The sequence below is a fragment of the Nibrella saemangeumensis genome, assembly GCF_039541915.1.
In the GTDB taxonomy this organism is placed as follows: domain Bacteria; phylum Bacteroidota; class Bacteroidia; order Cytophagales; family Spirosomataceae; genus Nibrella; species Nibrella saemangeumensis.
In genome coordinates this window covers 41,444-66,372 of the sequence record NZ_BAABHD010000077.1, presented here as the reverse complement: position 1 = coordinate 66,372, position 24,929 = coordinate 41,444, and the positions used below count along the sequence as shown (strand labels likewise).

Annotated in this window: 18 protein-coding genes and 1 riboswitch; of the genes, 10 read left to right on the top strand and 8 right to left on the bottom strand. The window is 51.0% G+C overall.

Features of this window, described 5'->3' with window-relative positions:
* Window positions 1-31: 31 nt before the first annotated feature.
* Window positions 32-2,440, bottom strand: coding sequence for an alpha-ketoacid dehydrogenase subunit alpha/beta (locus ABD949_RS22215; protein WP_345247170.1), 2,409 nt, complete (start codon window positions 2,438-2,440; stop codon window positions 32-34).
* Window positions 2,441-2,710: 270 nt separating this feature from the next.
* Between ABD949_RS22215 and ABD949_RS22210 the strand changes: the two genes are divergently transcribed.
* Together ABD949_RS22210 and ABD949_RS22205 are read left to right on the top strand one after the other, a co-directional pair.
* Complete coding sequence (locus tag ABD949_RS22210; RefSeq protein WP_345247168.1) at window positions 2,711-3,130, top strand: DUF1573 domain-containing protein; 420 nt, start codon at window positions 2,711-2,713, stop codon at window positions 3,128-3,130.
* A gap of 155 nt (window positions 3,131-3,285) precedes the next feature.
* Window positions 3,286-4,188: a prohibitin family protein gene (locus tag ABD949_RS22205; RefSeq protein ID WP_345247166.1), complete on the top strand. Its 903-nt coding sequence runs from the start codon at window positions 3,286-3,288 to the stop codon at window positions 4,186-4,188.
* A gap of 28 nt (window positions 4,189-4,216) precedes the next feature.
* Here ABD949_RS22205 and ABD949_RS22200 read toward each other — a convergent pair whose 3' ends face one another.
* The 6 genes from ABD949_RS22200 to ABD949_RS22175 form a co-directional block, all read right to left on the bottom strand.
* Entirely contained in the window at window positions 4,217-5,152 is a 936-nt protein-coding gene (locus ABD949_RS22200; protein ID WP_425576792.1) for an alpha/beta hydrolase, read from the bottom strand.
* A gap of 69 nt (window positions 5,153-5,221) precedes the next feature.
* A complete protein-coding gene (locus ABD949_RS22195; RefSeq protein ID WP_345247164.1) occupies window positions 5,222-6,466 on the bottom strand; it encodes a serine hydrolase domain-containing protein in 1,245 nt (414 codons plus the stop codon).
* Between the two features lie 280 nt (window positions 6,467-6,746).
* Window positions 6,747-10,541 carry a methionine synthase gene (gene metH / locus ABD949_RS22190; RefSeq protein WP_345247162.1) on the bottom strand — a complete coding sequence of 1,265 codons (3,795 nt, stop codon included), beginning with the start codon at window positions 10,539-10,541 and terminating at the stop codon, window positions 6,747-6,749.
* Window positions 10,542-10,646: 105 nt separating this feature from the next.
* A riboswitch (SAM riboswitch) is annotated at window positions 10,647-10,751 on the bottom strand.
* A 69-nt stretch (window positions 10,752-10,820) separates the two neighbouring features.
* Complete coding sequence (locus ABD949_RS22185; RefSeq protein ID WP_345247160.1) at window positions 10,821-11,207, bottom strand: SxtJ family membrane protein; 387 nt, start codon at window positions 11,205-11,207, stop codon at window positions 10,821-10,823.
* A gap of 3 nt (window positions 11,208-11,210) precedes the next feature.
* Window positions 11,211-11,360: a DUF5989 family protein gene (locus ABD949_RS22180; protein ID WP_345247158.1), complete on the bottom strand. Its 150-nt coding sequence runs from the start codon at window positions 11,358-11,360 to the stop codon at window positions 11,211-11,213.
* 44 nt (window positions 11,361-11,404) lie between these two features.
* On the bottom strand, window positions 11,405-13,267 hold the full coding sequence (locus tag ABD949_RS22175; RefSeq protein WP_345247156.1) for a carbamoyltransferase family protein: 1,863 nt from the start codon (window positions 13,265-13,267) through the stop codon (window positions 11,405-11,407).
* Between the two features lie 202 nt (window positions 13,268-13,469).
* Between ABD949_RS22175 and ABD949_RS22170 the strand changes: the two genes are divergently transcribed.
* The 3 genes from ABD949_RS22170 to ABD949_RS22160 all read left to right on the top strand — a co-directional run bounded on the left by ABD949_RS22170 (window position 13,470) and on the right by ABD949_RS22160 (window position 15,814).
* Window positions 13,470-14,357 (top strand): Ppx/GppA phosphatase family protein, encoded by an 888-nt coding sequence (locus ABD949_RS22170; protein WP_345247154.1) that lies wholly within the window; start codon window positions 13,470-13,472, stop codon window positions 14,355-14,357.
* Window positions 14,358-14,435: 78 nt separating this feature from the next.
* On the top strand, window positions 14,436-14,834 hold the full coding sequence (locus tag ABD949_RS22165; RefSeq protein WP_345247152.1) for a sugar 3,4-ketoisomerase: 399 nt from the start codon (window positions 14,436-14,438) through the stop codon (window positions 14,832-14,834).
* A 5-nt stretch (window positions 14,835-14,839) separates the two neighbouring features.
* A complete protein-coding gene (locus tag ABD949_RS22160; protein WP_345247150.1) occupies window positions 14,840-15,814 on the top strand; it encodes a hypothetical protein in 975 nt (324 codons plus the stop codon).
* Window positions 15,815-15,861: 47 nt separating this feature from the next.
* On the opposite strand, the gene ABD949_RS22155 is transcribed toward ABD949_RS22160, so the two are convergent.
* On the bottom strand, window positions 15,862-16,686 hold the full coding sequence (locus ABD949_RS22155) for a hypothetical protein (protein WP_345247148.1): 825 nt from the start codon (window positions 16,684-16,686) through the stop codon (window positions 15,862-15,864).
* Between the two features lie 326 nt (window positions 16,687-17,012).
* Here ABD949_RS22155 and ABD949_RS22150 point away from each other — a divergent pair, with 326 nt between their 5' ends.
* From ABD949_RS22150 to ABD949_RS22130, 5 genes are read left to right on the top strand one after another with little or no spacing between them, the layout of a single operon-like run.
* Entirely contained in the window at window positions 17,013-20,240 is a 3,228-nt protein-coding gene (locus ABD949_RS22150) for a SusC/RagA family TonB-linked outer membrane protein (RefSeq protein ID WP_345247146.1), read from the top strand.
* A 14-nt stretch (window positions 20,241-20,254) separates the two neighbouring features.
* Window positions 20,255-21,742 carry a RagB/SusD family nutrient uptake outer membrane protein gene (locus ABD949_RS22145; protein WP_345247144.1) on the top strand — a complete coding sequence of 496 codons (1,488 nt, stop codon included), beginning with the start codon at window positions 20,255-20,257 and terminating at the stop codon, window positions 21,740-21,742.
* A 17-nt stretch (window positions 21,743-21,759) separates the two neighbouring features.
* Window positions 21,760-22,830, top strand: coding sequence for a hypothetical protein (locus ABD949_RS22140; protein WP_345247142.1), 1,071 nt, complete (start codon window positions 21,760-21,762; stop codon window positions 22,828-22,830).
* 60 nt (window positions 22,831-22,890) lie between these two features.
* Window positions 22,891-24,093, top strand: coding sequence for a sialidase family protein (locus ABD949_RS22135; RefSeq protein WP_345247140.1), 1,203 nt, complete (start codon window positions 22,891-22,893; stop codon window positions 24,091-24,093).
* Between the two features lie 51 nt (window positions 24,094-24,144).
* Window positions 24,145-24,906, top strand: a complete 762-nt coding sequence (locus tag ABD949_RS22130; RefSeq protein ID WP_345247138.1) for a phytanoyl-CoA dioxygenase family protein — start codon at window positions 24,145-24,147, stop codon at window positions 24,904-24,906.
* The last annotated feature ends 23 nt before the right edge of the window (window positions 24,907-24,929 follow it).

Below are 24,929 nucleotides of genomic sequence, written 5' to 3'. Positions count from 1 at the left end.
ACCAAGCATTAAAGCTTCAATTCACGCAGGTTTAGTATAAGGCCGGGAAGCGCTGTGGTTCTGCCTCATGCATGATCTCGTATACCACATCCACCACATCCTCAACGTTCGGCTTCGAGAAGTAATCGCCATCGGAGCCATACGGCGGCCGGTGCGCTTTAGCGGTGAGCGTCCGCGGAGCCGAATCCAGATAACGGTAGGCATTCTGCCCCTCCAGTACCTGCTGCATCATGTACGCAGTTGCCCCACCCGGCAAGTCTTCATCGGCAAACAACACCCGATTGGTCTTCTTAACCGACTCGACAATGTAGTGATGAATATCGAACGGTAGCAGCGACTGCACATCAATGACCTCCACGCTGATGCCCAACGCCTGAAGCTGCTCTACGGCCTCCAGCACAATGCGGCACATGGAACCATAGGTTACCACCGTAACGTCGGTTCCCTGCCGGAGTGTTTCCGGTACGCCCAGGGGCAGACAGAATTCGGTCAGATTGGCCGGCAGTCTCTCTTTTAGCCGGTAGCCGTTCAGGCATTCGACCACCAGTGCCGGGTCATCGCCCTTGATGAGGGTATTATAAAAGCCGGCGGCCTGCGTCATGGTTCGCGGTACCAGCACGTGCATACCCCGCAGGCTGTTCAGCAGGGCTCCCATGGGCGAACCCGAGTGCCAGATTCCTTCCAGGCGGTGACCCCGCGTCCGGACAATGACAGGGGCTTTCTGTCCGCCCTTGGTGCGGTATTGCAGTGTCGCCAGATCATCGGTCAGCGTTGACAGGGCGTAGAAAATATAATCGAGGTACTGGATCTCAACAATGGGTCGGAGCCCCCGCATCGCCAGCCCGATGCCCTGCCCGATGATGGTTGTTTCGCGGATGCCGGTGTCGGTAATGCGGAGCTTGCCGTATTTTTCCTGCAGACCGGCAAACCCCTGGTTCACGTCTCCGATCCGGCCTACGTCTTCCCCGATAGCTACGACTCTCGGATCACGGCCGAACAGGCTGTCGAAATACCGTTGCATAATCAGGTAGCCGTCGAGCGCCGGACTTTCGTCGGTGTAGTGGGCCGCCACAGGCGTAACGTTCATCGGCGACTCCGGTGATTCGCTGTACAGATTCGAGCCAAACCGCTCTTCATTCTCCTGTTCGGCCTGCTCCAGCCAGTTAATCAGCGCCTGTTTACCAGCTGAATGATCATGCCGCAGCACCCGCAGGGCTTTTTTGACCGAGATGACGGCATCTTTGTACAGGGGATTGATAACCCGGCGCAGTTCCTCCCGGATCGCCATTAGCTCAGGAGCTTTGGGATTATGGCGGGCCGCCTGCTGAATCAGCGTAAGCGCTTCGTCGTGGGCGTTTTTCGTTGATTCCAGGAAGGCTTTCCAGGCATCTCCCCGGGCTTTCTTCGCCGTCTGCACGGCAGCCATCTCAATTTCATCGAGTTCCTCGGTAGAGGCTATACCGCTTTCCAGTAGCCACTGGCGGAACTTCCGGTTGCAGTCGTGTTCGGCCTCCCAGGCGAGTCGTTCCTTTGACTTATAGCGTTCGTGGGAGCCGGAGGTCGAGTGGCCCTGCGGCTGGGTCAGTTCCTGAACATGCACCAGAACCGGAACATGTTCGTCGCGGCAGATCCGGGCCGCTTTTTCAAACGTCTCGATCAGTGCCGGGTAATCCCACCCATTCACGGTAAAGATCGCAAAGCCCTTATCTTCGGCATCGCGCTGGAAACCGGCCATTGCCTTCGAGATACTCGCCTTGGTGGTCTGATACTCTACGGGTACGGAAATACCATAGCCATCGTCCCAGACGGACATCAGCAGTGGAACCTGCAAGACACCGGCAGCATTCATGGTTTCCCAGAACATACCCTGTGAGGTAGAAGCATCACCGATGGTGCCAAACACCACTTCATCACCGTTTCGCGAAAACTGAGTCAGCTCCTGTAATTCGGGGTTTTCGCGGTATAATTTAGAGGCATACGCCAAACCCACCGAGCGGGGTACCTGGCCCGCCGTGGGCGCAATATCACTGGCACAGTTATAGAGTTCTGTCTGGTTGCGCCACCGACCCTGATCATCCAGCCAGCGGGTGGCAAAATGCGCATTCATCTGGCGGCCCGCCGAGTTAGGATCATACGCCACATCGGGATGGGCATACAACTGGGCAAAAAATTCGGGCCAGGTAAGCTCCCCCAGGGCAGCCACTAGCGTTTGGTCGCGGTAGTAGCCCGACCGGAAATCACCCCGCCGAAACGACCGGGCCGCTGCCAGTTGAGCTACCTCTTTACCATCTCCAAAGATTCCGAATTTGGCCCGTCCACCCATTACGTCTTTCCGACCCAGCAGACTCACCTGACGGCTCTCCCAGGCCAGTCGGTAATCCGCCAGGATATTCTCCCGGCTCAATATATCAACCGTGCGTAGGTTTTCGTTTGCTACCACAGAACTGCCTTTAATTAAAGTGTTTAACTAACGTTTGCTGATGAAGTAGTTGCCGTCTTTTCTGAGCCAAACGTATACCGTTTGCTCGATACAGACCGGTATTATGCCGTATAAAAATAATATAAAAAGAGGCAGCTTTCAAAAAAACGAATTTTTACGTTTCTTTGTTAACAGGTCAGTGGCCGACATTTGTTTGGCTAAGCCACAACCGCAGTTTATATTTGTAGTGTGTAGCAACTAATTAACCAAACCTAAATTTATCAAATACCAATGAAAAAGTTTTTTTCACTATTCGTAGCTCTTTTTGTATTTGTTGCAGTTGGCTACGCGCAGAAGGGGGTCATGAAGTTCAAGAAAGAAACACATGACTTCGGCAAAGTCGAGCAGGGTAAGCCTGTTACGCACGTATTTGAGTTTACCAACACGGGTACTGATCCGGTTGTGATTGCCGACGCGGTAGCATCCTGCGGCTGTACAAAGCCTACGTTCTCCCGCGAGCCGATCATGCCGGGTAAGACTGGTTCCATTTCTGCTACCTACAATGCGGCAGCCATGGGTGGTTTCAACAAGTCGGTTACGGTAACCAGCAATGCTGAGACACCTTCGATTGTATTGTATCTGAAAGGCGAAGTTGTGGCAAAAGTAGCGGCTACTTCTTCTGCGGCTGATAAAAAAAAGGGGACAAAGTAAGTAAAGCCCCTGTAACTAAACGTACGAAGACTTCACGCTAACAAGCTGAAGGGTTAATTGATCGAGTAGTACCCCAAAGGCATCTGGCAATACCGGATGCCTTTTTTTGTAGCTGATTTTTGCCGTAATTTCTTTATCTAAAACAGACAACTACCATGTTTTTCATGACCTTAGGCGTATTCGCGCTAATTGCCGGCTATGCCGTTAATACCCCTGCGCTAGCCATCTCGCGCTTTTCCCGGCCGTTCAAGGTGATCGGCCTGCTTTTACTGATTATTGGTTTGCTGACCGCCAGCATTCGCCAGATCGATGCCGGCCATGTAGGTGTGGTATCGCTGTTCGGTAGTGTAAGTGATCGTTTTCTGACGCCCGGTCTGAACTTCGTAAACCCGCTGGCCACCGTAACTGAGGTAGATGTGAAGACACAGAACTACACCATGTCGGGAATGAATGATGAAGGACAGAAAACTGGCGATGACGCCATCCGGGTGCTCTCGGCTGACGGTCTGGAAGTAGTCATCGACCTGACCGTACTGTACCGCGTGGTTCCTTCTGAGTCACCCCGAATCTACCGCGAGATTGGTACAGACTATACCGATAAAATTGTCCGGCCTGTTACCCGCACCCGCATCCGTGACAATGCAGTCTATTACGATGCGGTAGCGTTATATTCTACCAAGCGTGATGAATTTCAGGGACGTATTTTTAAAGCCATCGAACAGGACTTTAAATCACGGGGAATGTTTCTGGAGCAGTTGCTGGTGCGGAATATCACACTGCCTACCTCCGTGAAGCAAACGATTGAATCTAAAATTAACGCGGAGCAGGAAGCTCAAAAGATGCAGTTCGTGCTCCAAAAGGAGCGCCAGGAGGCTGAGCGCAAGCGCGTGGAAGCACAGGGAATTGCCGATTACCAAAAGATTCTGTCTACCGGCCTCAGTGACCGGCAGTTGCAGTACGAGCAAATCAAAGCGCAACGTGAACTGGCCGCTTCACCCAACTCTAAAATCGTGATTATGGGCAGCCGGGGCAACGTACCCCTGATTCTGAATAACTAACAAAAAGGCCCCGACATCGGGGCCTTTTTTATCGGATCAGGTTTTGACTCTTCAGCCAGACTTTGCAACTCTCGGGCCAGTTGGCCAGTGAGCCTTTACCTTCGGTACGGAGAGCATAGCCGTGGCCACCGGTCGGGTACAGGTGCATTTCGGCCGGGACGCCGTTCTGTAGCAATGCCAGGTAATAATTAACGCTGTTTTCGACAGGTACGGCTTTGTCGTCCATCGAGTGAACCAGAAACGTAGGTGGTGTCTGATTCGTTACCTGTAGTTCGTTGGAGTAATAAGCGATCAGGTCAGCTGAGGTTTTGTTTGTGCCCAGCAATTTATCGCGGGAGCCGGTGTGGGCCTTATCCCCAAAAGTCACTACGGGGTACATCAGGATCGCAAAATCAGGCTTCGCATCCGCACTGGCCTGGTTGCCCCGGTAATAATGAGTGGATAAAGTAGACGCCAGGTGGCCCCCGGCAGAGAAGCCGATTACCCCTATTTTGTTCGGGGCAATGCCGTATCGGCTGGCATTCTGCCGGATCAGCTTCATCCCCTGCATGGCATCCATGAGCGGTACCTCATGCTGATTGGTCATCAGTCGCTCGTCGGGCAGCCGGTATTTGAGCACAAAAGCGGTTATGCCCAGATCGGCAAACCAGCGAGCCATATCGGCCCCTTCATGTCCGGAGGCCAGAATGTAATAGCCACCGCCCGGACAGATCATGATGGCCGCTCCGGTAGCCTTGTTTTTGTCGGGACGGTAAACAGTAAGTGTAGGAACCGAAACCTGACTGATGCGGAGAATACCATCCTGACCCGGTTCCGCCTTTTCCGGGAGGTTAGCGCCGGCAAGTGCGTTCGGCACGGCATTATCCGGCCAGAGCTTAATGATTTCGGGTTGAGTTTGAGCCGTGGCAGTGGCCATCAGAAAAGAAGCTAAGACGAGCGTCGCCAGACGACGAAAGAGGTTCATACGTAACAGGTCTGGATTTTTTGGCAACTTACCGCTTTATCGCCAAATCTGCTATTCCTAACCATTTGTTTAAAGCTCTACTTCGCCGTCCTCCTCGGGTCCGATGCTCTTATTGGTACTTTCCAGTACGTTGGCGATACCCTGGACATCAAAAACCAGACGATTCAGGCGGTTGCTGAGCATAATAACGACATATTCATGCCGGGGACTAAACCAGAACATAGCGTTATACCCTTTCCACCAGCCTGTATGATAGATATACTCCGGCTGCTCGTTGGCATCAAGGCGCATGCGGAAACCATAGCCGTAGTTTTTAATGCTCTTCTTTTCGAAACTCCGCGGAATAAAGGCTTCTGCCAGTGTTTTTTTGCGGAGCAGGCAGTCGCCATTGAGGGCCATATACCATTTGAACAAATCACCAACGGTCGAGTAAACCCCTTTATCGCCTAATACATCATCGTAATAATCCTTTGGAATACGCCTGTTGCCCTGGTAGCCGGCTGTTTTATTGACGGTGAACGATTCGCTCTTGGATGTAGCCAGGTAAGAGTTATTCATACCCAGGGGCTCAAAAATATTTTTTTGAACGAATGTTTCAAACGGCTGGTTAGCCACTTTCTCGATAATGGACGCCAGCACCATGTAGTTAGTATTGCTGTAGCTGAAGGTACGGCCGGGAATATTATAGCGTTTGGGCGTTGGCTTCACCGTAGCAAACCAGTGCATAATGGTGGCGTTGGTCGGATACGGTTTGTCGCGCTTGTAGAAGTTAATCTTCATGCTGTCATCGAAGGCATAGGCGTAGTTCGGCAGTCCGCTCCGGTGACTCAGTAAGTCGTGGATGGTAATGTTATGGTACGGAAAATCAGGGTAAAATTTCTGAATGGTGTCTTCAAAGCTCAGCTTGCCGGCTTCGACCAGCTTTAGTGTCGCTACAGCGGTGAAGGTTTTGGATAAAGACGCCAGCTGAAATTTCGAATCTTCAACTATGGTATCGCGGAGGTGCTTTTCGATATGCCCTAACCCATTCCAGCCTTTATAGAGAATTACCCCTTTTTGAGCGACCAGAATACTGCCGTTCAGGCCGGCCCGGAATTTGGCGCGGGCGATCTCCTTAATGCGCTGAGCCTTCTGATCGGCCTTTATTTCCTCCCGGATGCGGGCCTCCTCCTGCGCTGACAATTCAAGTTCCTTGGCGCAGTTCCGCATGGCCGTTGCCGAGCGGTTCAGCTGCTTCTGGTCATTATTCGACTCACAGGACGAGCAGACTATTGTTAACGAAATAAAAGTAATCCAAACATTGAGAAAATTCATCGTCAATACCCTTGCCCTGCGGGTTTTAATGTTTAGTAAACGGTACCTAGTAAATAGTCAGCCGCCATTTTTGTTTTAGCAGCCTCTATGTATTTATCGTACAGCAGGTTGGTTTGTAAACTGCGTTAATTACCTGTTCTGGATGAAATAAACGTATTTCCACCGCTACAAAGGTATAGATTGGTACCCAACCGTCAACACTATTTGGCAAAATCTATGGAGTGACTGCTCTTATACTTTCTATCATAAAAAACCCCGACGGGTGGTCGGAGCTGCATTGTCAGGCATCATAGCTGAGCACCGGGGCCAACCAGCGCTCGATCTCTTCTACCGGCATGGCTTTCCGCTGGGCATAATCCAGGACCTGATCCCGGCTGATCTTCCCAACGGCAAAGTACCGGGAGGCCGGGTGCGAAAAGTAAAAGCCGCTTACCGACGAAGCCGGATACATAGCAAAACTTTCCGTCAGCGTAATACCCGCCTGTCCGGCATCCAGCAGGTCAAACAGAAGCTGTTTCTCGGTATGGTCCGGGCAGGCCGGATAACCGGGTGCGGGCCGGATGCCCTGGTATTTTTCAGAAATGAGGTCTTCGTTCGACAGGGTTTCATCGGGCTGGTACCCCCAAATCTCTTTACGAACCCGCTGGTGCATCAATTCAGCAAAAGCTTCGGCCAGCCGGTCAGCAATGGCTTTGATCATGATGCTGTTGTAGTCGTCGTGATCCCGCTCATACTCCTCAATCAGCTTTTCAATACCGATACCGGCCGTTACGGCAAACATACCGATGTAATCTTCCCGCCCGGTCTCCAGCGGAGCGACAAAGTCGGCCAGGCACAAGTTGGGCAGATTAGCAGCTTTCTGGTTCTGCTGACGCAGGAAGTGTATCACGGCTTTGGTATCGTATACCAGTGCTCCGGCGGTACGGGTGTTGGGAACGGATTGCAACTCCGTTCTACTGAGTTTGTACTCCAGGTGGGTGTGGGAGCCATGCCGTTCGCAGGGGATTTCCCGGATTACTTCGTCGAACTCATGCAGCAGTACGTCGTCATCGGTTGAGTTAGCCGGGTAGAAGCCGACCACGGCATTTGCCTTGAGCAGCTTCCTGTCAATGACCTCCTGTAACAGCCGGTTGGCATCGTCGTATAACTTACGCGCTTCGGCTCCGACGGTGGTATCATCAAAGATTTTGGGATACTTGCCGTGGAGTTGCCAGGTCTGGAAGAAAGGTGTCCAGTCGATGTATTTGGCAATCTCGGCCAGGGGATAATCCTCAAAAAGCCGGTTACCTAAAAAAGCAGGCTTTACAGGCTCAAACTCCGACCAGTCAATGGCGGTGCGGTTGTCGCGGGCGGCTGCGATACCGATATAGTTCTTTTCCTGACGCCGTTTCGCGTGTTCGTCGCGCAGCCGCGCATACTCGGCTTTTATATCGTTAAAAATCTCGTCACGTGTTGCCGCTTCTTCGCTGGTCAGCCGCCCGGCTACCGGTACGCTCCGGCTGGCGTCCAGAACGTGCACAACAGGGCCGGAGTAATGCGGATCAATTTTTACAGCCGTGTGAATGCGGGAGGTAGTAGCGCCACCAATCAGCAGCGGAATGGTAAAGCCTTGCCGTTCCATTTCCTTAGCTACGCTTACCATCTCGTCGAGCGAGGGGGTAATCAAACCGCTCAGTCCGATAATGTCGACGTTGAGCCGCCGGGCTTCATCCAGGATCTTCTGGGTCGACACCATTACGCCCAGGTCGATGATTTCGTAATTATTACAGGCCAGTACCACGCCCACGATGTTCTTACCGATGTCGTGAACATCGCCTTTTACCGTCGCCAGCAGTATTTTACCAACCGGTCTGGCTTCTCCGCCACCCTTTAGTTTTTCTTCTTCGATGAAAGGAATTAGATAGGCAACGGCTTTTTTCATCACCCGCGCCGACTTCACTACCTGCGGCAGAAACATCTTACCCGCCCCGAACAAATCACCGACCACGTTCATACCGTCCATCAGCGGCCCTTCAATCACCTGCAGAGGTTTGTCAAATTGCTGCCGGGCTTCTTCAATATCCTGGTCAATGTAGTCGGTAATGCCCTTCACCAGTGCATGCTTCAGGCGCTCACCCACCGGATCGCTGCGCCAGCTTTCATCCTGCACGACTTCCTTGCCCTTCGCTTTTACGGTTTCGGCAAATTCAACCAGGCGCTCGGTAGCGTCGGGCCGGCGGTTGAGCAGGACATCTTCGACCCGTTCCAGAAAATCTTTGGGTATCTCGTCGTACACCCCTAACTGCCCTGCATTGACAATACCCATATCCAGCCCGGCCCGGATAGCATGGTACAGGAAGGCCGAGTGAATAGCCTCCCGAACAACATCGTTACCCCGGAAGCTGAACGAAACGTTCGATACCCCGCCACTTACCTTCGCCAGCGGGAGATTCTCTTTAATCCAGCGCGTGGCATTAATAAAGTCAACGGCGTAGTTGTTATGCTCCTCAATACCCGTAGCAACGGTCAGGATGTTCGGATCAAAAATGATGTCCTGGGGCGGAAACATAACCTTGTCCACCAGAATACGGTAGGCACGTTCGCAGATCTCAATGCGCCGTTCGTAGTTGTCGGCCTGCCCCTGTTCGTCAAAGGCCATCACCACCGCAGCTGCTCCGTAGCGTTTAATAAGCTGGGCCCGCTCAATGAATTTCTCCTCGCCGTCTTTCAGCGAAATGGAGTTGACGATAGCTTTCCCCTGCACACACTTCAGACCAGCTTCGATGACCTCCCACTTTGAGGAGTCGATCATAACGGGGACGCGGGCAATATCCGGTTCGGAAGCAATCAGGTTCAGGAAAGTGGTCATTACCTCCACGGAGTCGAGCATGCCCTCATCCATGTTTACGTCAATTACCTGCGCGCCGTTTTCCACCTGCTGCCGGGCTACCGACAGGGCGGCATCATAGTCACCCGCCTTGATCAGCCGCGCAAAGGCCTTCGATCCGGTGACGTTGGTCCGCTCGCCGATGTTGACAAAATTGGTCGTTTCTGTAATTTTCAGCGGTTCAAGCCCACTAAGTTTCTGGTAGGGTTCGGGCTGGGGAACCTGCCGGGGTGGGTATTTTGCGGCTGCAGCTGCAATAGCCCGGATATGGTCGGGCGTTGAGCCGCAGCAACCCCCAACGATGTTGACAAATCCATCGCGGATAAAGCCCTCTATTTGTGACGCCATGGTTTCCGGCGTCTCATCATATTCACCAAATTCATTTGGCAGACCTGCGTTAGGATATGCCGAAGTAAAGAAAGGTGCTTCTTTGGCCAGCGTCTGCACGTATGGACGCAGCAGTTCGGCACCCAGGGCGCAATTTAACCCAACGCTTAACAGCGGCAGATGGGATATCGAGTACAAAAAAGCTTCGGTTGTCTGTCCCGACAATGTTCGCCCTGAGGCATCGGTAATGGTACCGGAAATCATGATCGGTACCGGCTGTGTTCCCTTATCCGCAAAATATTTGTCGATAGCAAACAGGGCTGCCTTTGCATTGAGGGTATCGGTGATGGTTTCTACTAAAAGCAGATCCGCCCCTCCCTCAATTAAACCGGAGGCCTGGGTATAGAATGCGTCAACCAGCTGATCAAACGTAACAGACCGGTAGCCAGGATTATTTACATCTGGTGAAAGCGACGCCAGGCGGTTAGTTGGCCCCATAGCACCCGCCACAAAGCGGGGTTTCTCCGGGCTTTGGTGGTTAAACTCCTCGACTAATTCTTTGGCTATCCTGGCCGACTGGAAGTTCAGCTCATAGGCCAGTTCCTCCATATGGTAATCGGCCATCGCGATGGAGGTACTGCTGAAGGTATTGGTTTCGATGATGTCGGAGCCCGCTTCGAGGTACTGCCGGTGAATTTCTTTGATAATGTCGGGCTGCGTAATAGACAACAGGTCGTTGTTGCCTTTCAGGTCGTGCGGCCAATCCCGGAAGCGTTCGCCCCGGTAATCGGCTTCGGTTAACTTATAACGCTGAATCATCGTACCCATGGCGCCGTCGAGGACGAGGATACGCTGTTGAAGGAGGTTGGCAATCATTTTCAAGGGTACAAGCAGTTAACAGCTCGATTAATTATAATCGGTTCGTTAGTCCGAAAAGTCTACGTCAATCAGGTAATTTATCGAAGAAAGGGCAGGTGTTGACTGTCACACTTATCTTCCCCGGCTGGGGTGGAATGTGGCACCGTTTCTGCGGGGAGCAGCCGGTTGCCAAGACTTCGTCGGGTCCAATCCCTCTGTCTTTCTCGATAAGTATTACAAATATAAACAAAAAGAAGGCGCACCGCCAAACGGTGCGCCCCATAACCTCTTTAACGGTCTTTTTTACCATGTATGTTCCATATCTTCCTTTGTATAGGTATGGTTCCGCTCGGCATACATCGATTTTGCATCGCTTCGTTTCACCGCCATCGGATTCTTCGTCGTTAGCCGATAGAGAACGGCAATGGGGAACAAAAATACATAGAACAGGAGGGATAAGATAATCTTACCGTTAATGGCTCCCAGGATCTCGGCCAGTTTAAACCAGACCCTGACCAGGAAATCACCAAGAATAGGAATAGCCAGGCTTACCACACCGACGGCTACGGCAGCGTAGAGCAACCATACCGACTTGAATATAAAATACAATACCAGCAGTCCGGTAACAATGACCAATTGAGCCTTTACCTTCTCCGTGGTATTCATAGCCAGTTTTCCGATAGCATTCATGGATTAGAATAACGTATAAATGAATGGAGCTACCGCAGAACCACCGCCGATTACAATCAGAACACCGATAAGCAGCAGCAGGATAATCATGGGAGCCAGCCACCACTTTTTACGTTCCCTCAGAAATTGAAAGATGTCTTGTAAGAAATCCATAGTTGTGGATATTTTTTATTACTAATATAACACGTGAACAACAATTAATCCAATACAAATTCTTCTTTCCAGTTATCTTTCTCCTGCCACTCAGGCTGTTTCTTTTTGTCGAACAGGTAATTACCTACCACCAGATAATCCATTTCGGTTCGCATAAAACACCGATACGCATCGTCGGGCGTACAGACAATCGGCTCTCCCCGGACGTTGAAGCTCGTATTGACAATAACCCCGTACCCGGTTAGTTGCTTGAACGCGTCAATTAACTGGTAATAGCGTGGGTTAGTATCTTTATGCACTGTCTGAATTCGGGCCGAAAAGTCGATATGCGTAATCGACGGCAGGTCGGACCGCTGGTAGTATAACTTCTCCCGCAACGGGAACGAGTCGTAATTGGCTGGCAATTCGGTCCGCCGTTTTTCGACGACCGGATGCACCAGCAGCATATACGGCGACGGGCCATTGTAGTCAAAATACTCGGCGCAGTCTTCGGCCAGCACCGAGGGCGCAAACGGCCGGAACGACTCCCGATATTTGATCTTCAGGTTCAGCTTCTTCTGCATCTCAGCATTGCGCGGGTCACCCAGAATGCTACGCCCTCCCAGGGCACGAGGACCGAATTCCATACGGCCCTGCACCCAGCCAACTACATTACCGTCGGCCAGAATTTTTGCTACTTCTCTACTTAATATGTTGAAATCATCAAATGAGGTATAAGTCGCCTTATACTTACGGGCCATCAACTCCACATCAAGGTCCGAAAATGTAGGCCCCAGGTACGAGCCCCGCATGGCATCGCGTTCATAATCAATGATGCGTTCCTTGCCGTAATAGATATGGTACGCAGCCAAAGCCGCGCCTAAAGCGCCACCGGCATCACCGGCCGCCGGCTGGATAAATATTTCGTCGAATACCCCTGACTTCTGGAGCTTGCCATTGGCCACGCAATTAAGGGCAACCCCACCCGCCAGCACCAGGTTACTGGCGTTGGTCAGCCGGCGGGCTTCTTTAGCCATCTGGATTACAATATCCTCCGTCACCTGCTGAATAGCCAGCCCCAGGTTACAATGGTGCGCCTGCAGTTCATCCTCCGGATTACGCCTGGGAAAGCCAAAGAGATCGGCCCATTTCTGTTCCTGGACCATTCGCAGACCAGTAGCGTAATCAAAATAAGCCTGATTCAGCCAGATCGACCCATCTTCTTTAATATCGACCAGCTTCTCCTTGATGGTTTTCACATACCGGTCGATATCCGGCGAATGCGGGTCACCGTACGGAGCCAACCCCATCAGCTTATATTCACCCGAATTTACCTTGAAGCCTAAAAAATAGGTGAACGCCGAATAAAGAAGCCCGAGCGAATGCGGAAACCGCAACTCCTTCAGGATTGAGATATTTTTCCCTTCACCGAGGCAGATAGAAGCCGTAGCCCATTCGCCTACCCCATCAATGGTCATAATAGCCGCCCGCTCAAAAGCCGAGGGATAGAAGGCACTGGCTGCGTGAGACAAGTGGTGTTCCGGAAACAACAACTTTACTTTTTTCTTCGGATCGTAGCCCAGCTTTTCCAGCTCCTCCCGGATCAGCCGTTTCAAAAAGAGCTTTTCCTTCAGCCAGACGGGTATAGCCATCAGGAACGATGAAATTCCTTTCGGCGCAAACGTATAATATGTCTCCAGCAGCCGCTCAAACTTCAGCAGGGGTTTATCATAAAAAACAATGGCGTCCAGCTGATTCAGCGTAGTTCCACCATATTGAAGGCAATATTGAACAGCATTGGCCGGAAAGTTCGGGTCATGCTTTTTCCGGGTAAAGCGCTCTTCCTGAGCAGCCGCCACAATCCGTCCATCTTCTATCAGAGCCGCAGCCGAGTCATGATAGAACGCGGATATTCCTAAAATAGTCATGCAGGGTTGAACTGTACTAATCGGCCAAAAATAAAAGTTATTCTACCAAACAAAAATATATAGCAGGTTTTCACCTGTTTTTTCGCTTGATAGGTCTTCGTTTACCTTTGCGCTGCGTTTATTCTGATTTAGACAGGGCAAGGAGACCATCATAAAATTAGTATCTTTGACCGTTTTTGACAAGGTATCAAACGACAAGAAATTGAAAATCGCTGCTATTGATATCGGCTCCAACGCAGCCAGAATGCAGATTTCGACCGTACTTCATGATGAAGAAGTCGTTAGTTTTAAAAAGGTCGAATACGTCCGGTTCCCGCTCCGGCTCGGTCATGATGTATTTACCTTCGGTGCCCTGACGCCGGAGAGCATCGACCGTACGACCAAGCTGATGCAGGTATATAAGCTCCTGATTGAACTGCATGAGGTTGAAGCGTATATGGCCTGCGCCACTTCCGCCATGCGCGAATCCGGAAATGGCCACGAAGTCGCCGGCCACATTAAAGCGGTAACGGGCATACCCATTCATATTATCGACGGACAAAAAGAAGCCGAGCTCATTAATAATGTGGTTGTTCAGGCGCTCGACGACCGCCAGTTCCTTCATATCGACGTGGGTGGGGGTAGTACAGAACTTAACCTGTATATCAACCGGCAGAAGATTAATTCAAAGTCTTTCAAAATCGGTTCAGTACGGCTGCTGGAGGGCAAAGAGACGAAAGGGGCCTGGAAAAAAATGGAGTCCTGGATTGAGGAAAACGTAGATCAGTCCCGCGAAGTTATTGCGGTAGGAACCGGGGGTAACATCAGCAAATTGTTCAATCTGGTATCAAAATTGTCGGAGACGAGCACTACGCTGGCAGAGATCAAACGAATGAAGGAGTACATTGCCGGCTTTACGCTGGACGACCGGATCAACAAACTCCGGCTCAATGCCGACCGCGCCGATGTGATTGTACCAGCCGCAGAGATCTATATCTGCGCGATGGAATGGGCTGGAGCCCAGCAGATTGTGGTGCCTGATCTGGGACTGAAAGACGGCATTATTCAATTGGTATACGAACAACTGTGCAAACGAAAGAAGCGTAAATAGTTGATCTTAGCCTAAAAGAGTTTGTTGACGGAGTAAGTTTGCCGGCTTTTGGCATTGATTGTACCAGAATTTCCAGGGATGATTTCTTCGGAACCGCACCTTATACCTTTTCGTCTTATAGCGGATGCCACCGGTACACTGATCTCCACGCAGGATGAAAACGGATTACCGTTTGCCGTTAAACGGGTCTTCTGGGTCTTTGCCGCTGAGCCGGGAACTGAACGTGGCGGACACGCCCACCGCACCACGCAGGAATTGCTGGTCGTGTTACAGGGACGTGTGCGGGTAGAAACTGAAACCCGGCAGGGAGAACGAACCTTCCAACTGGCAGCGCCCAACCATGGACTTTTCATCCCCCCGCTCTGCTGGATTACCGTTCATCCATCATCAGATGCCATCCTGTGCTGCCTGACTTCCAATGTATTTGATGAAGCGGACTATATAAGAAACTATTCGGAGTTCAGGGAACTTAGTTAGCGGAGATGCCCGAAGGATTGGGAGATACATATGAAATCCGATGCCTGACCACGGCCACCGAGAGGAGGTCTATACCTGCCTTTTCGTTTGATGTATTCCTTTATCTGCAACCCGGGCACGTTGCCCTACAGGCCGGTCCCAATTGGCAGATGTTTGTGCTGGTGAACAGGCAAACCGGTCAGCTGGATGGCCTGGCGCATTTTTTCTTACATAATTCGTTGGCGCTTTCCCCCTGGCGGGCACCTTTTGGCGGGGTACAACTGCGTCAGAGTTTACCTGAGGCCACTGCATTGGTTTTTTTGAATCACTTCCAGTTTCATTTGCGGGCGCAGGGTATCACACAGGTACAGTGGCTGCAATGCCCGGATGCCTATACTCCTGACGTAAATACATGGTTAAGGAATGTGCTGCCTGGCTTTGGGTATTCATTAGTTTACAATCAACTAAACCACCATGTTCCCGTTACGGGGTCTCCTTTTACCGAACACCTGCACGCTTCCCATATACGAAGGCTACGAAAATGCCAGAAGGCCGGTTTTACAGTTCAGCAGGAACCGGTAACCGCCCTGCCGGAAGCGTATGCTTTTATTAAACGCTGCCGGCAGGAGAAACAAAAGCCGCTTTCTTTATCGCTGGACCAGCTGAACCGTTATTTTAACCTATTTCCGGAGCGCTACTTTCTCTTTACGGTGCGGATACAAGGGGAATTGGCTGCGGTGGGTGTGGCGGTATTGGTTACATATGGTATTCTCAATCATCTCTACCCTGCCAGTCCCCAAAGCTTCAATACCTATAGCCCCTCGGTGCTTCTGAATGCGGGCTTATACAGTTTTTGTCAGAGCCGGAATATCTCCATGCTGGACCTGGGTGTTTCGGCCCCCGTACAGGAGGAGGAAGAGAACTATAAGGGCTTATTCACGTTCAAGGAACGACTGGGCGGTCTTCAATCATGGAAGCCCACTTTTTTTATGCAGGAGTGAGTGCCCGGACCTGCCACAGGCTAGTGTTTGAAAAGACGCTGTAGGTATCAGGCTACGTCGGTTTTATAAACATCCAGCGAGTGTTGCTTGGGAAAGCAGTCGACTAACCCCTCCCGGTTCAGGTTAATGATGGGGTAGGATTTAAATTTTTCGAGGTGCTTGAACAGGTAATGATGGAAGTACAATAATTCGCCTACACTTCTGGCGTTGGTATCCCGTATTTTGGAGGGTGTGGATCCCGGCTTATCGTAAAAATGCCGGTCGATGTAATACATATCATTCTTTTCGTCCACCATCAAATTCAGAAAGTAATCATTATCGAAGCCACAGATGTAGATCTGGCTATAGCCCATGTAGCAGGCAGCCGCCAGGGCTTTGTAAGCGGTCATGGATACATAACTGCGCGGACCGGTGATGGTAATCCGGTTTAGAAACAGATTGCCCCGGTCATAATAGCCATATTTCCGACGAAAGGAGGCTGTGCGATAGTGCTCCAGCGGCACAAAACAGGTAACGTCCGTCTGACTCAGGAGGGATATGTCCCGTGTCAGCCGTTCTGTCAGGTGGGGGTATTTTTCCGGATTGAAGAAGGCCGGGTCACTCAGCAGATAATAATCAGGGGCGATTACCTGGGCCAGCGGGGAACTGATATATGAATTGACGGCAAAAACCTCAAAACCATTTTCCTGTTGTAACCGGGCAATCTTCTGAACGTCCAGCTTTCCTACAGAAGGACCATTAGCCAGCACAAGGGCCACCTTGCCTTTCTTGGTACCTTTCAGCCGGCGGGTATGTTGTAAATGCCCGAAATTCCGAATCACTACGGTTAAACGATAGTACCAGTTCCGGGCAACGGTATCTAACCAAAACAAAAGAATACGGGGTATATTCAGATCGAGGTACTTCATTACAGACTAGCAAAACAGCACACAAAGCTACTATTAATCCCAATGCGATACGCCGGACAGCAGCCGTGCGTGCTTTACACGGGGAGATCGACGGTGTGGCCGACCCAGGAAAAGCCCCTTACAGGAAACCGGAGCAGTTTAACAGTGTAAAGCCCTGACCGCCGATTACCAGATAATCTCTTCTGAAAAATAGTATTACAAAATCAAACAATAGTAGCAGACATCGGGAGCGCCCAAATCTAATTTTGGCAGTAGCTACATTCCTAAAATAGCAAAACCAAAATAATATTATGGTCAAGAGAGCTATACCCCGCCATTATCATCAGAAGGGCCTGATCCTGCTTTTACTCCTGCAGTGCTGCTGTATTGTGGCCTATGCTCAGGGCGTAAAACAGATACGAGGAAAGGTCACCGATCAGGATGCCGGTCCTTTGCCCGGCGTAAACGTTACCCTGAAAGGCACTACCACCGGGGCCATCACCAACGCAGAAGGGATTTATACGTTGAATGTGCCGATTGAGGGAGGCAGCCTGATCTTCTCCTTTATTGGCTATAAAAGCCAGGAAATACCAATTGGTAATGGCTCAGTCATTGACGTTAGCCTGAAAGCGGATGAGGCTATGTTAGACGAAGTAGTGATAGTAGGATACGGCGCTCAATCCAGAGAAACGGTAACTACTTCCATCACCAAGCTTGATAACAAGGTACTCGAGAATATTCCTTATGCCAACGCGGCTTCGGCTCTGCAAGGGGCTTTATCAGGAGTAAGGGTACAAAGTACCTCAGGGCAGCCTGGTGCCGCCCCCCGTATTATTGTTCGAGGGGGTACGTCTATTAATAACCCCAATGGCGCAAGTCCACTGTATATCATCGATGGGATTCTTCGCACCAATATGAATGATATCAGTCCGGATGATATCGAATCCCTGCAGGTACTGAAAGATGCCGCTTCTACGGCTATATACGGAGCCAGGGGATCAAATGGTGTGGTTATCATTACAACTAAAACCGGTAAGGCCGGAAAGACCCGGGTTAACTACTCGTATGACTTCACAATCTCTGAACCTGGTAAACTGTACGACCTGGCCTCTGCCCGTGACTATATTTATTTTGGCCGTCTGGGAACGGTAGCGGCAGCCCGAAAAAGTCCGGCTACCATAAACCGGCTGGGACTGCCGATAGGCTACGGAACCGGTAACAACCTGACCAACAATACTGCCTTTACAACCCAGTATCTTACGCCGGAAAATCAGCACAAACTAAACGAAGGTTGGGAAAGCATGCCTGACCCGACTGACCCTTCCAAGACCATTATCTTTAAAGACACTGACTTCCAGCGGGCAATATTCAGAACGGCCCATACACATAACCATCACGTTTCTTTGTCTGGCGGAACCGACAAAGGCAGTTTCAATGCCGGCATTGGCTACTTAAATAGCCAGGGAACAGCCATTACCACCCGCTTTGACCGGTTGACCTTTAACCTGAACGGCGATCTGAAGGTCAGGAACAACATGAGCGTTTTCGGACGTACGATGTACACCCGCTCGGGTAATAACGAGGTATTCGACCTGGCTCAGATATTCTACCGCTCGGCCAGTACCCCTCCTACCACAAAGTTTACCTTTGAAGATGGCTCACTGGCTCCTGGCCAGAGCCGGAGTATTGGTAATGCCGTTTACCACCTGAACAACGATAAGCGGAAGAACTCGCGCGAAAAACTTACTCTTTCCGTTGGAGGCCGGTGGGATATCCTGCCCGGACTATCGTTTGAGCCGCAGGTATCGTTGTATAAGGAAACCGATGACGCCTATGCCTTTATACCGGCATACTGGAATGGCACAGCCAGCAGAGTAGTTACCCGAAGTGCATCTTCTTCTTATTCAAGAATGATGCAGTGGCAGGGCGATGGGGTTTTCTCTTACTTCAAAACGGTTGGCCAAGCGCATAATTTCGACGTAAAAGCTGGTATTTCTTACTTCGGCAGACAACTGTACAGCCTGAGCGGCAGTGGACAGGGCGCAGCAACGGATCTTATTCCTACCTTGAATGCCTCACCAACGCCCGTTGCCGTAGGAGGGGCTATCAGCGATCAGGTCATACTGGGCTACTTTAGCCGGGTCAACTATGATTATAAGCAGAAATATCTGTTCTCGCTGAATGCCCGCTACGATGGAGCCTCCAACCTGGGTACGGATCATAAATGGGGCTTCTTCCCGGGGGTATCCGTAGGATGGAACCTGCACCAGGAAGAGTTCTGGAGCGCCATACCCGAAAACCTGCTGCGTATGAAGCTCAGAGCCAGCTACGGCGTGAACGGTAACATCAGTGGGCTCTCTGACTTCCAGGCTCAGGGTGAGTATGGGGTTGGCGACCGGTACATGGGCGTATCCGCTATCCAGAACACCATAATCCCAAACCCGGCGCTTAAGTGGGAGCAGTCCAAGACCTTTAATGTAGGTACAGATCTGGGATTCTTTAATGGTCGGCTGAACATCATGTTCGACTACTACCGTCGGGTTACCGAAAACCTCATCACCAGTCTTACCCTGCCTCCATCTACCGGTTTTACCAGTATTTTTACCAACCTGGGTAGCCTGGAGAACCGGGGAGCTGAGTTGGAGATAGGAGCTCAAATCCTGCCGGCAACGGCTGCGCTGCAATGGAATTTATCATTCAATGCCTCTAAAACCAACCATAAAATCCTGACACTTCCTGAGAACGGAGCGGTGAACAACCGGGTGGGAGGATACTTTTTATGGGACCCAGCTGTGGGTGATTACCGCTGGCAGGGAGGCCTTCAGGAAGGAGGTCGTATTGGTGATCTTTTTGCCTGGAAGCAAATTGGGGTGTATGCAACCGATGAAGAGGCTAAGTCAGCGCCAAAAGATATGCTGATGACCACCGCCACCGGTGACTATACCAAATACGGAGGTGACGCTATTTTCCAGGATTCGGACGGCAACAGCATCATAGACGAAAGAGATCGGGTATACATGGGGAATCCCTTCCCGGTCTGGACGGGCGGTGTTACGAATAACCTGAGTTACCGCAACATCAACCTGCTGGTCCGTCTGGATTATACCACCGGCCATACGATCTATAATTACGCCCGCATCTTCATGGATGGGAACTGGCAGGGAGATGGCAACCTGACCAGGGAGATGGTCGAGAAGTCCTGGAAGAAGCCGGGCGACAACGCTACCATGCCGGCTTATGCCTGGGGAACCGGAAATTATAGCCTGTGGAGGGGCTCTGCCAATCACCAGACTACGACCAACTCACTTTACTACGAGAAGGGCGACTTTCTTTGCGTACGTGAAGTAACCCTCAGCTTTACAATTCCCTCTACTATCTTACAGAAAGCGAAACTCAGCAACCTGAGGCTGAATGTAACAGGCAGTAACCTGTATTACCTGACCGGATACAAAGGTCTGAACCCGGAAGAGGGTGGTCTGGACACAGGTCGCTACCCCATTCCCCGGAATATCACATTCGGTGCTTCTGTTTCATTCTAACCCCATTCAGCATCATGAAATCAGCCTATAAACTACTTTCGATAACCCTGGTGACGGTAGTGCTGTCGACCTCCTCGTGTACGAACCCGCTTGACGTTGAACCAACCAGCATTATATCCAACGCGTCTTTCTGGAAAACGGAAGACGACGTAACCGGTGCCCTGGCGGGTATGTACGTAAAACTCCGAAACGAGGCCCAATTGAACCTATTTCAGCTCGGCGAAGGCCGGAGTGAGGTTATGGAGTGGGGCAAACTGGTAGGGACTCTGGACTACGACCGCCTATACCTGAATACCCTGGACGCTACGTTTGCCGGACCAAGCTGGATTGGCTTCTACTCGACGATAAATGCCGCTAACCTGGTTATCAAATATGCCCCTAACATACCGTTCCGTACCGAAGCCGCCAAAAACGCAGCCCTGGCGCAGGCGTATACCATGCGAGCCTTCGTTTACTTTGTACTGGTTAGATCGTGGGGAGATGTGCCACTCCGTACGGAGCCAACGGAAGGGTACAGCCCGGAGACCACAAATAAGGAACGGGCACCCAAGGCAGAGGTTTTCCGGCAAATTAAAGAAGATATCGATAAGGCCTTGCAGCTGTACCCCTCCAATGCGTTTTCCGCCGGCCGGAACACCTGGTCAAAAGCAGCCACCAATGCGCTGAAGGCAGACGTATATCTCTGGACGGCCAAGCAGTTGAACGGAGGACAGGCAGATTTTACGACGGCTCTGGAGGCCTGCAACGAAGTCCAGAAAGCAGATGTAGAATTGCTGCCCAACTACGCCAACGTATTCGCCTACACCAACAAAGGTAACCGGGAGATTTTGATGGCAGTGCGTTTCCAGCAGTTGGAATCTAACAACAACTATTTCGAGAATATGTATATCCCGACGTTTGTGGTACCTTCCAATACAGATCAGGCGACCAAAGATATCATCGGGATACCGGGCGGAAACATAGTGTGGACGCCATCGGCGCTGGTCCGCAGCCAATTTACGACCGATGATCAGCGTAGAAACGCTTCTTTCCTTGAGATTTATACAACAGATGCCAGCGGGAAGAAAAACTACTACGGCTCCATTGTCCTGAAAGGAAGAGGTATGGTAGAGGGTGGCGTCCGCAACTTTAAGGACGATGTAATCCTGTACCGGTACGCAGATGTACTTCTTATGAAGGCAGAGGCCAAAAATGCCCTGGGGCAGGATCCGTCCGACGAAATTAATCAGGTACGCAAAAGAGCCTACGGAACAGCTTTTGATAAGTACGCTTTCACAAAGGGGACCAAAGAACAAAATGATGAAGCCATTCTGAAAGAGCGACTTCTTGAGTTGGCCTTTGAAGGTAAGCGCTGGTGGGACCTGATCCGGTTTGGAAAGGCGTTTGACATAGTTCCCTCGCTGCAAAACCGTAAGGGCCAAGACCATCTGCTGCTGTTTCCCATATCCAGCTATATTCTGAGCCTCGAACCAAAAGTGCAGCAGAATCCGGGTTATAATTAACAGGTCTTTTCCACCAAATGATGATGTACAAGAATGTGTTTAAAATACTTTGGGTATTACTGGTTAGCGGTGCTTTTAGCCTGGCCATGGCGGGCAGTTTCCCGCCCGGCGATTCCATCGCCGTAAAAAAAATATGGGACCAGGGAAAGCATAATGCCTTTACGGATTTAATCCGATTCAACAATCAGTTTTACTGTGCATTCAGAGAAGGACTCAGCCACGTAGGCGGCAAAAACAGCGGAAAAATACGTATCCTGAAATCGAAAGAGGGCGAGCAATGGGAAAGCGTAGCGTTGCTGGAAATAGAGGATCTGGACCTGCGCGATGCAAAGCTTTCCATAACGCCCCGGAATCAGCTTATGGTAACCATGGCCGGAGCTGTATTCGAAGAAGGACTTGTCCAGCAGTTATTTCCCATGGTGTCATTTTCCGACAAGTCAGGTCAGCGTTTTTCGCAGCCCGAAAGAGCAGTGATCGACCCTGCCGTTAACCCTACCAAGGACTGGATCTGGCGTGTCACCTGGCATAAAGGTGTTGGGTATGGGATTGACTACCAACTGAAGGAAAACGGACGAGACCGCTCAAAGCTGAAAAAGGACGCCTGGCTGGTCTACCTGCTGAAAACAACAGATGGAAAGTACTTTGAGAAAGTATCCCAGCTGGAAGTTGACAGTCTGCCTAATGAAGCAACGATTCGGGTGGATGAGAAAGACAATATGTACGTATTGGTCCGTCGGGAAGCCGGAGACCGGATGGGCGTACTGGCCCACAGCAACTATCCTTACCAGCAGTGGAACTATAATAAGCTTAGCCTCAGGCTTGGCGGCCCTAACTTCCTGTTCCTGAACAAGAACGATATTGTTATGGGTACACGGCTATACGAGGATAAGACCACTACGGGTATACTGGTCACTGACCGGTCGGGCAAGGTTCGGAAAACGATCAGGCTCCCTAGTGATGGCGATACCAGCTACCCTGGCATGTTAATGTACAAGAACAAATTGTGGGTGTCGTACTATTCCAGCCACGAAGGCAAATCAAGTATTTACCTGGCTCAGATACCCATTCGGGAATTGGAGGTTAAGTAAAGTCTATAAAATCTATCCACCCATTTTTCACCCTAATCATTACTGGCTACTCCTGACTCTATGAGTGTGTTAAAAGCAAGCCATACCGCCTGGTTAATTATATTTCTGGCGGCAGTATTCGGTACCGCTCCGGCTGTAGCAGTGGGTATTACCCGGCCCGATAGTATACCCGGCGTACGCAAAGTCAAGGACCTCGTTATCTACGAGGATGCTGCGTTTCACTCGGCTTTTCCGTCTGTGGTCAAACGCAAAAACGGAGAGCTGCTGCTGGCTTTTCGGCGGGCACCGGAGCGCAAATCCTTCGGCGAAAAAAAGACCAGCCACGTAGACCCCAACAGCTACCTCGTAGCCGTACGCTCCCGTGACGGAGAAAAATGGACAAAGGAGCCCGACTTAATCTACGCCCATCCCTTTGGCGGCTCCCAGGACCCCTGTATGCTTCAGCTACGCGACGGCACGATCCTGTGTACCAGTTACGGCTGGGCTTTTCTGCGGCCCGATGGCCTTACTAACCTGAAAAAGCCTGCCTTTCAGAATGCCGAAGGGTCGGTTTTTCTGGGTGGCTATCTGGTACGCTCTACCGACGGCGGCAAATCCTGGCAGGGACCCGTTTACCCTCCGCACATCCAGCCGGAAATAAATTTTGATCCGTTCGGTCAACCGATACGCGCCTATAACCGGGGCGCTTTGTATGAAGGTAAAGACGGGCGGATATTCTGGGTAGTGGCCGCCAGCGATTTAAAAAATAGCCGTAAAACCTCTACCCACCTGCTGGTATCGCAGGATAAAGGCATGACGTGGCAGTATTCAAGTCCGGTAGCCGTGGATGATAAGGTCGCTTTTAACGAAACGTCGGTCTACGAAACGCCCAAAGGCGATGTGGTGGCTTTTCTCAGAAGTGCCTACTTGGACGATCAGGCCTGTATAGCCCGCTCTACAGATGGCGGTAAAACCTTTCAGGCCTGGCAGAAAATGGGCTTTCAGGGGCACCCGCTGCACGCCCTGCGGCTACCCGACAAACGGGTATTGCTGACGTACGGCTACCGGCATACTCCCCTGGGCATCCGGGCCCGAATTCTTAATCCCGAATGTACCGACTATGCCACGGCTCCCGAGATCATACTGCGTACCGATGGCGGCACCACCGATTTAGGATACCCCTGGGCCGTGCAACTGGACAAAAACCGGGTCCTGGTAACCTACTATTACAACCTGCCGAATGGTCCCCAGCATATAGCGGGTACTATATTGGAAATTAAGTAAGCAAAATACCCGAACTGTACTGTAGTATAATGTAACCTGACTGATAAAGTAATGGAAACGACAGAAGCCCAGACCCTGAAAGAAGCTTTTGACAAGGATGGCTACGTATACATACCCGGTTTTTTGTCGGCCGGGGCGTTCAGGGAGCTGGATCAAAAGCTGACGGATTTTATCCATGAGGTTGTTCCTGGAATGCCCGCCGAACACGCTTTTTACGAAGACCGTAACGATACTGGTTCGCTGAAACAATTATTCCATTTATCGGAATACGATCCGTTTTTTGAAAAACTCCTCCGTGGCAGCAAGTTTGAACAATTGGCCGAGTTACTGCTGGGCGAGAAAATGGCAAAAGGCGACGTGGAGTACTTTAACAAACCGGCGGGTATCGGTAAACCAACCCCACCCCACCAGGATTGCTTCTACTTTATGCTCACCCCGCCCCAGGCCATTACCTTCTGGATTCCACTGGAGGATGTTGATCACGAAAATGGCTGTCTGCGCTACGTAAAAGGCTCACATCGGTTAGGTATGCGCCCACACGGACGCAGCCAGACGCTGGGCTTTTCACAAGCCATCACGGACTTTGGTACCCCTCAGGACCAGGAAAATGAAGTGGCTGTGCCCGCCAGAACGGGTGATGTTCTGGGGCATCATGGCATGACTATTCACCGGGCAGGCGGCAACCAAAGTACAACGCGGTCAAGGAGAGTAATTGGGCTGGTGTATTTTGGCGAATCGGCCAGGGAAGATACTGTGGCCAAGGAAGCCTACCAGCAAAAGTTAAAGGAGGAACGTTCGCTGCAGGCTTCATAGAAACTGTTTTACATAATCTATTC

Bases quoted from the DNA above. Each gene is read 5' to 3' on its own strand.
- ABD949_RS22205 (WP_345247166.1), top strand. From the start codon at position 3,286: ATGTTTTTCATGACCTTAGGCGTATTCGCGCTAATTGCCGGCTATGCC.
- ABD949_RS22135 (WP_345247140.1), top strand. From the start codon at position 22,891: ATGAGTGTGTTAAAAGCAAGCCATACCGCCTGGTTAATTATATTTCTG.
- ABD949_RS22195 (WP_345247164.1), bottom strand. From the start codon at position 6,466: ATGAATTTTCTCAATGTTTGGATTACTTTTATTTCGTTAACAATAGTC.
- ABD949_RS22140 (WP_345247142.1), top strand. From the start codon at position 21,760: ATGATGATGTACAAGAATGTGTTTAAAATACTTTGGGTATTACTGGTT.
- ABD949_RS22165 (WP_345247152.1), top strand. From the start codon at position 14,436: ATGATTTCTTCGGAACCGCACCTTATACCTTTTCGTCTTATAGCGGAT.
- ABD949_RS22180 (WP_345247158.1), bottom strand. From the start codon at position 11,360: ATGGATTTCTTACAAGACATCTTTCAATTTCTGAGGGAACGTAAAAAG.
- ABD949_RS22160 (WP_345247150.1), top strand. From the start codon at position 14,840: ATGCCCGAAGGATTGGGAGATACATATGAAATCCGATGCCTGACCACG.
- ABD949_RS22130 (WP_345247138.1), top strand. From the start codon at position 24,145: ATGGAAACGACAGAAGCCCAGACCCTGAAAGAAGCTTTTGACAAGGAT.
- ABD949_RS22150 (WP_345247146.1), top strand. From the start codon at position 17,013: ATGGTCAAGAGAGCTATACCCCGCCATTATCATCAGAAGGGCCTGATC.
- ABD949_RS22210 (WP_345247168.1), top strand. From the start codon at position 2,711: ATGAAAAAGTTTTTTTCACTATTCGTAGCTCTTTTTGTATTTGTTGCA.
- ABD949_RS22175 (WP_345247156.1), bottom strand. From the start codon at position 13,267: ATGACTATTTTAGGAATATCCGCGTTCTATCATGACTCGGCTGCGGCT.
- ABD949_RS22200 (WP_425576792.1), bottom strand. From the start codon at position 5,152: ATGAACCTCTTTCGTCGTCTGGCGACGCTCGTCTTAGCTTCTTTTCTG.
- ABD949_RS22185 (WP_345247160.1), bottom strand. From the start codon at position 11,207: ATGAATGCTATCGGAAAACTGGCTATGAATACCACGGAGAAGGTAAAG.
- ABD949_RS22145 (WP_345247144.1), top strand. From the start codon at position 20,255: ATGAAATCAGCCTATAAACTACTTTCGATAACCCTGGTGACGGTAGTG.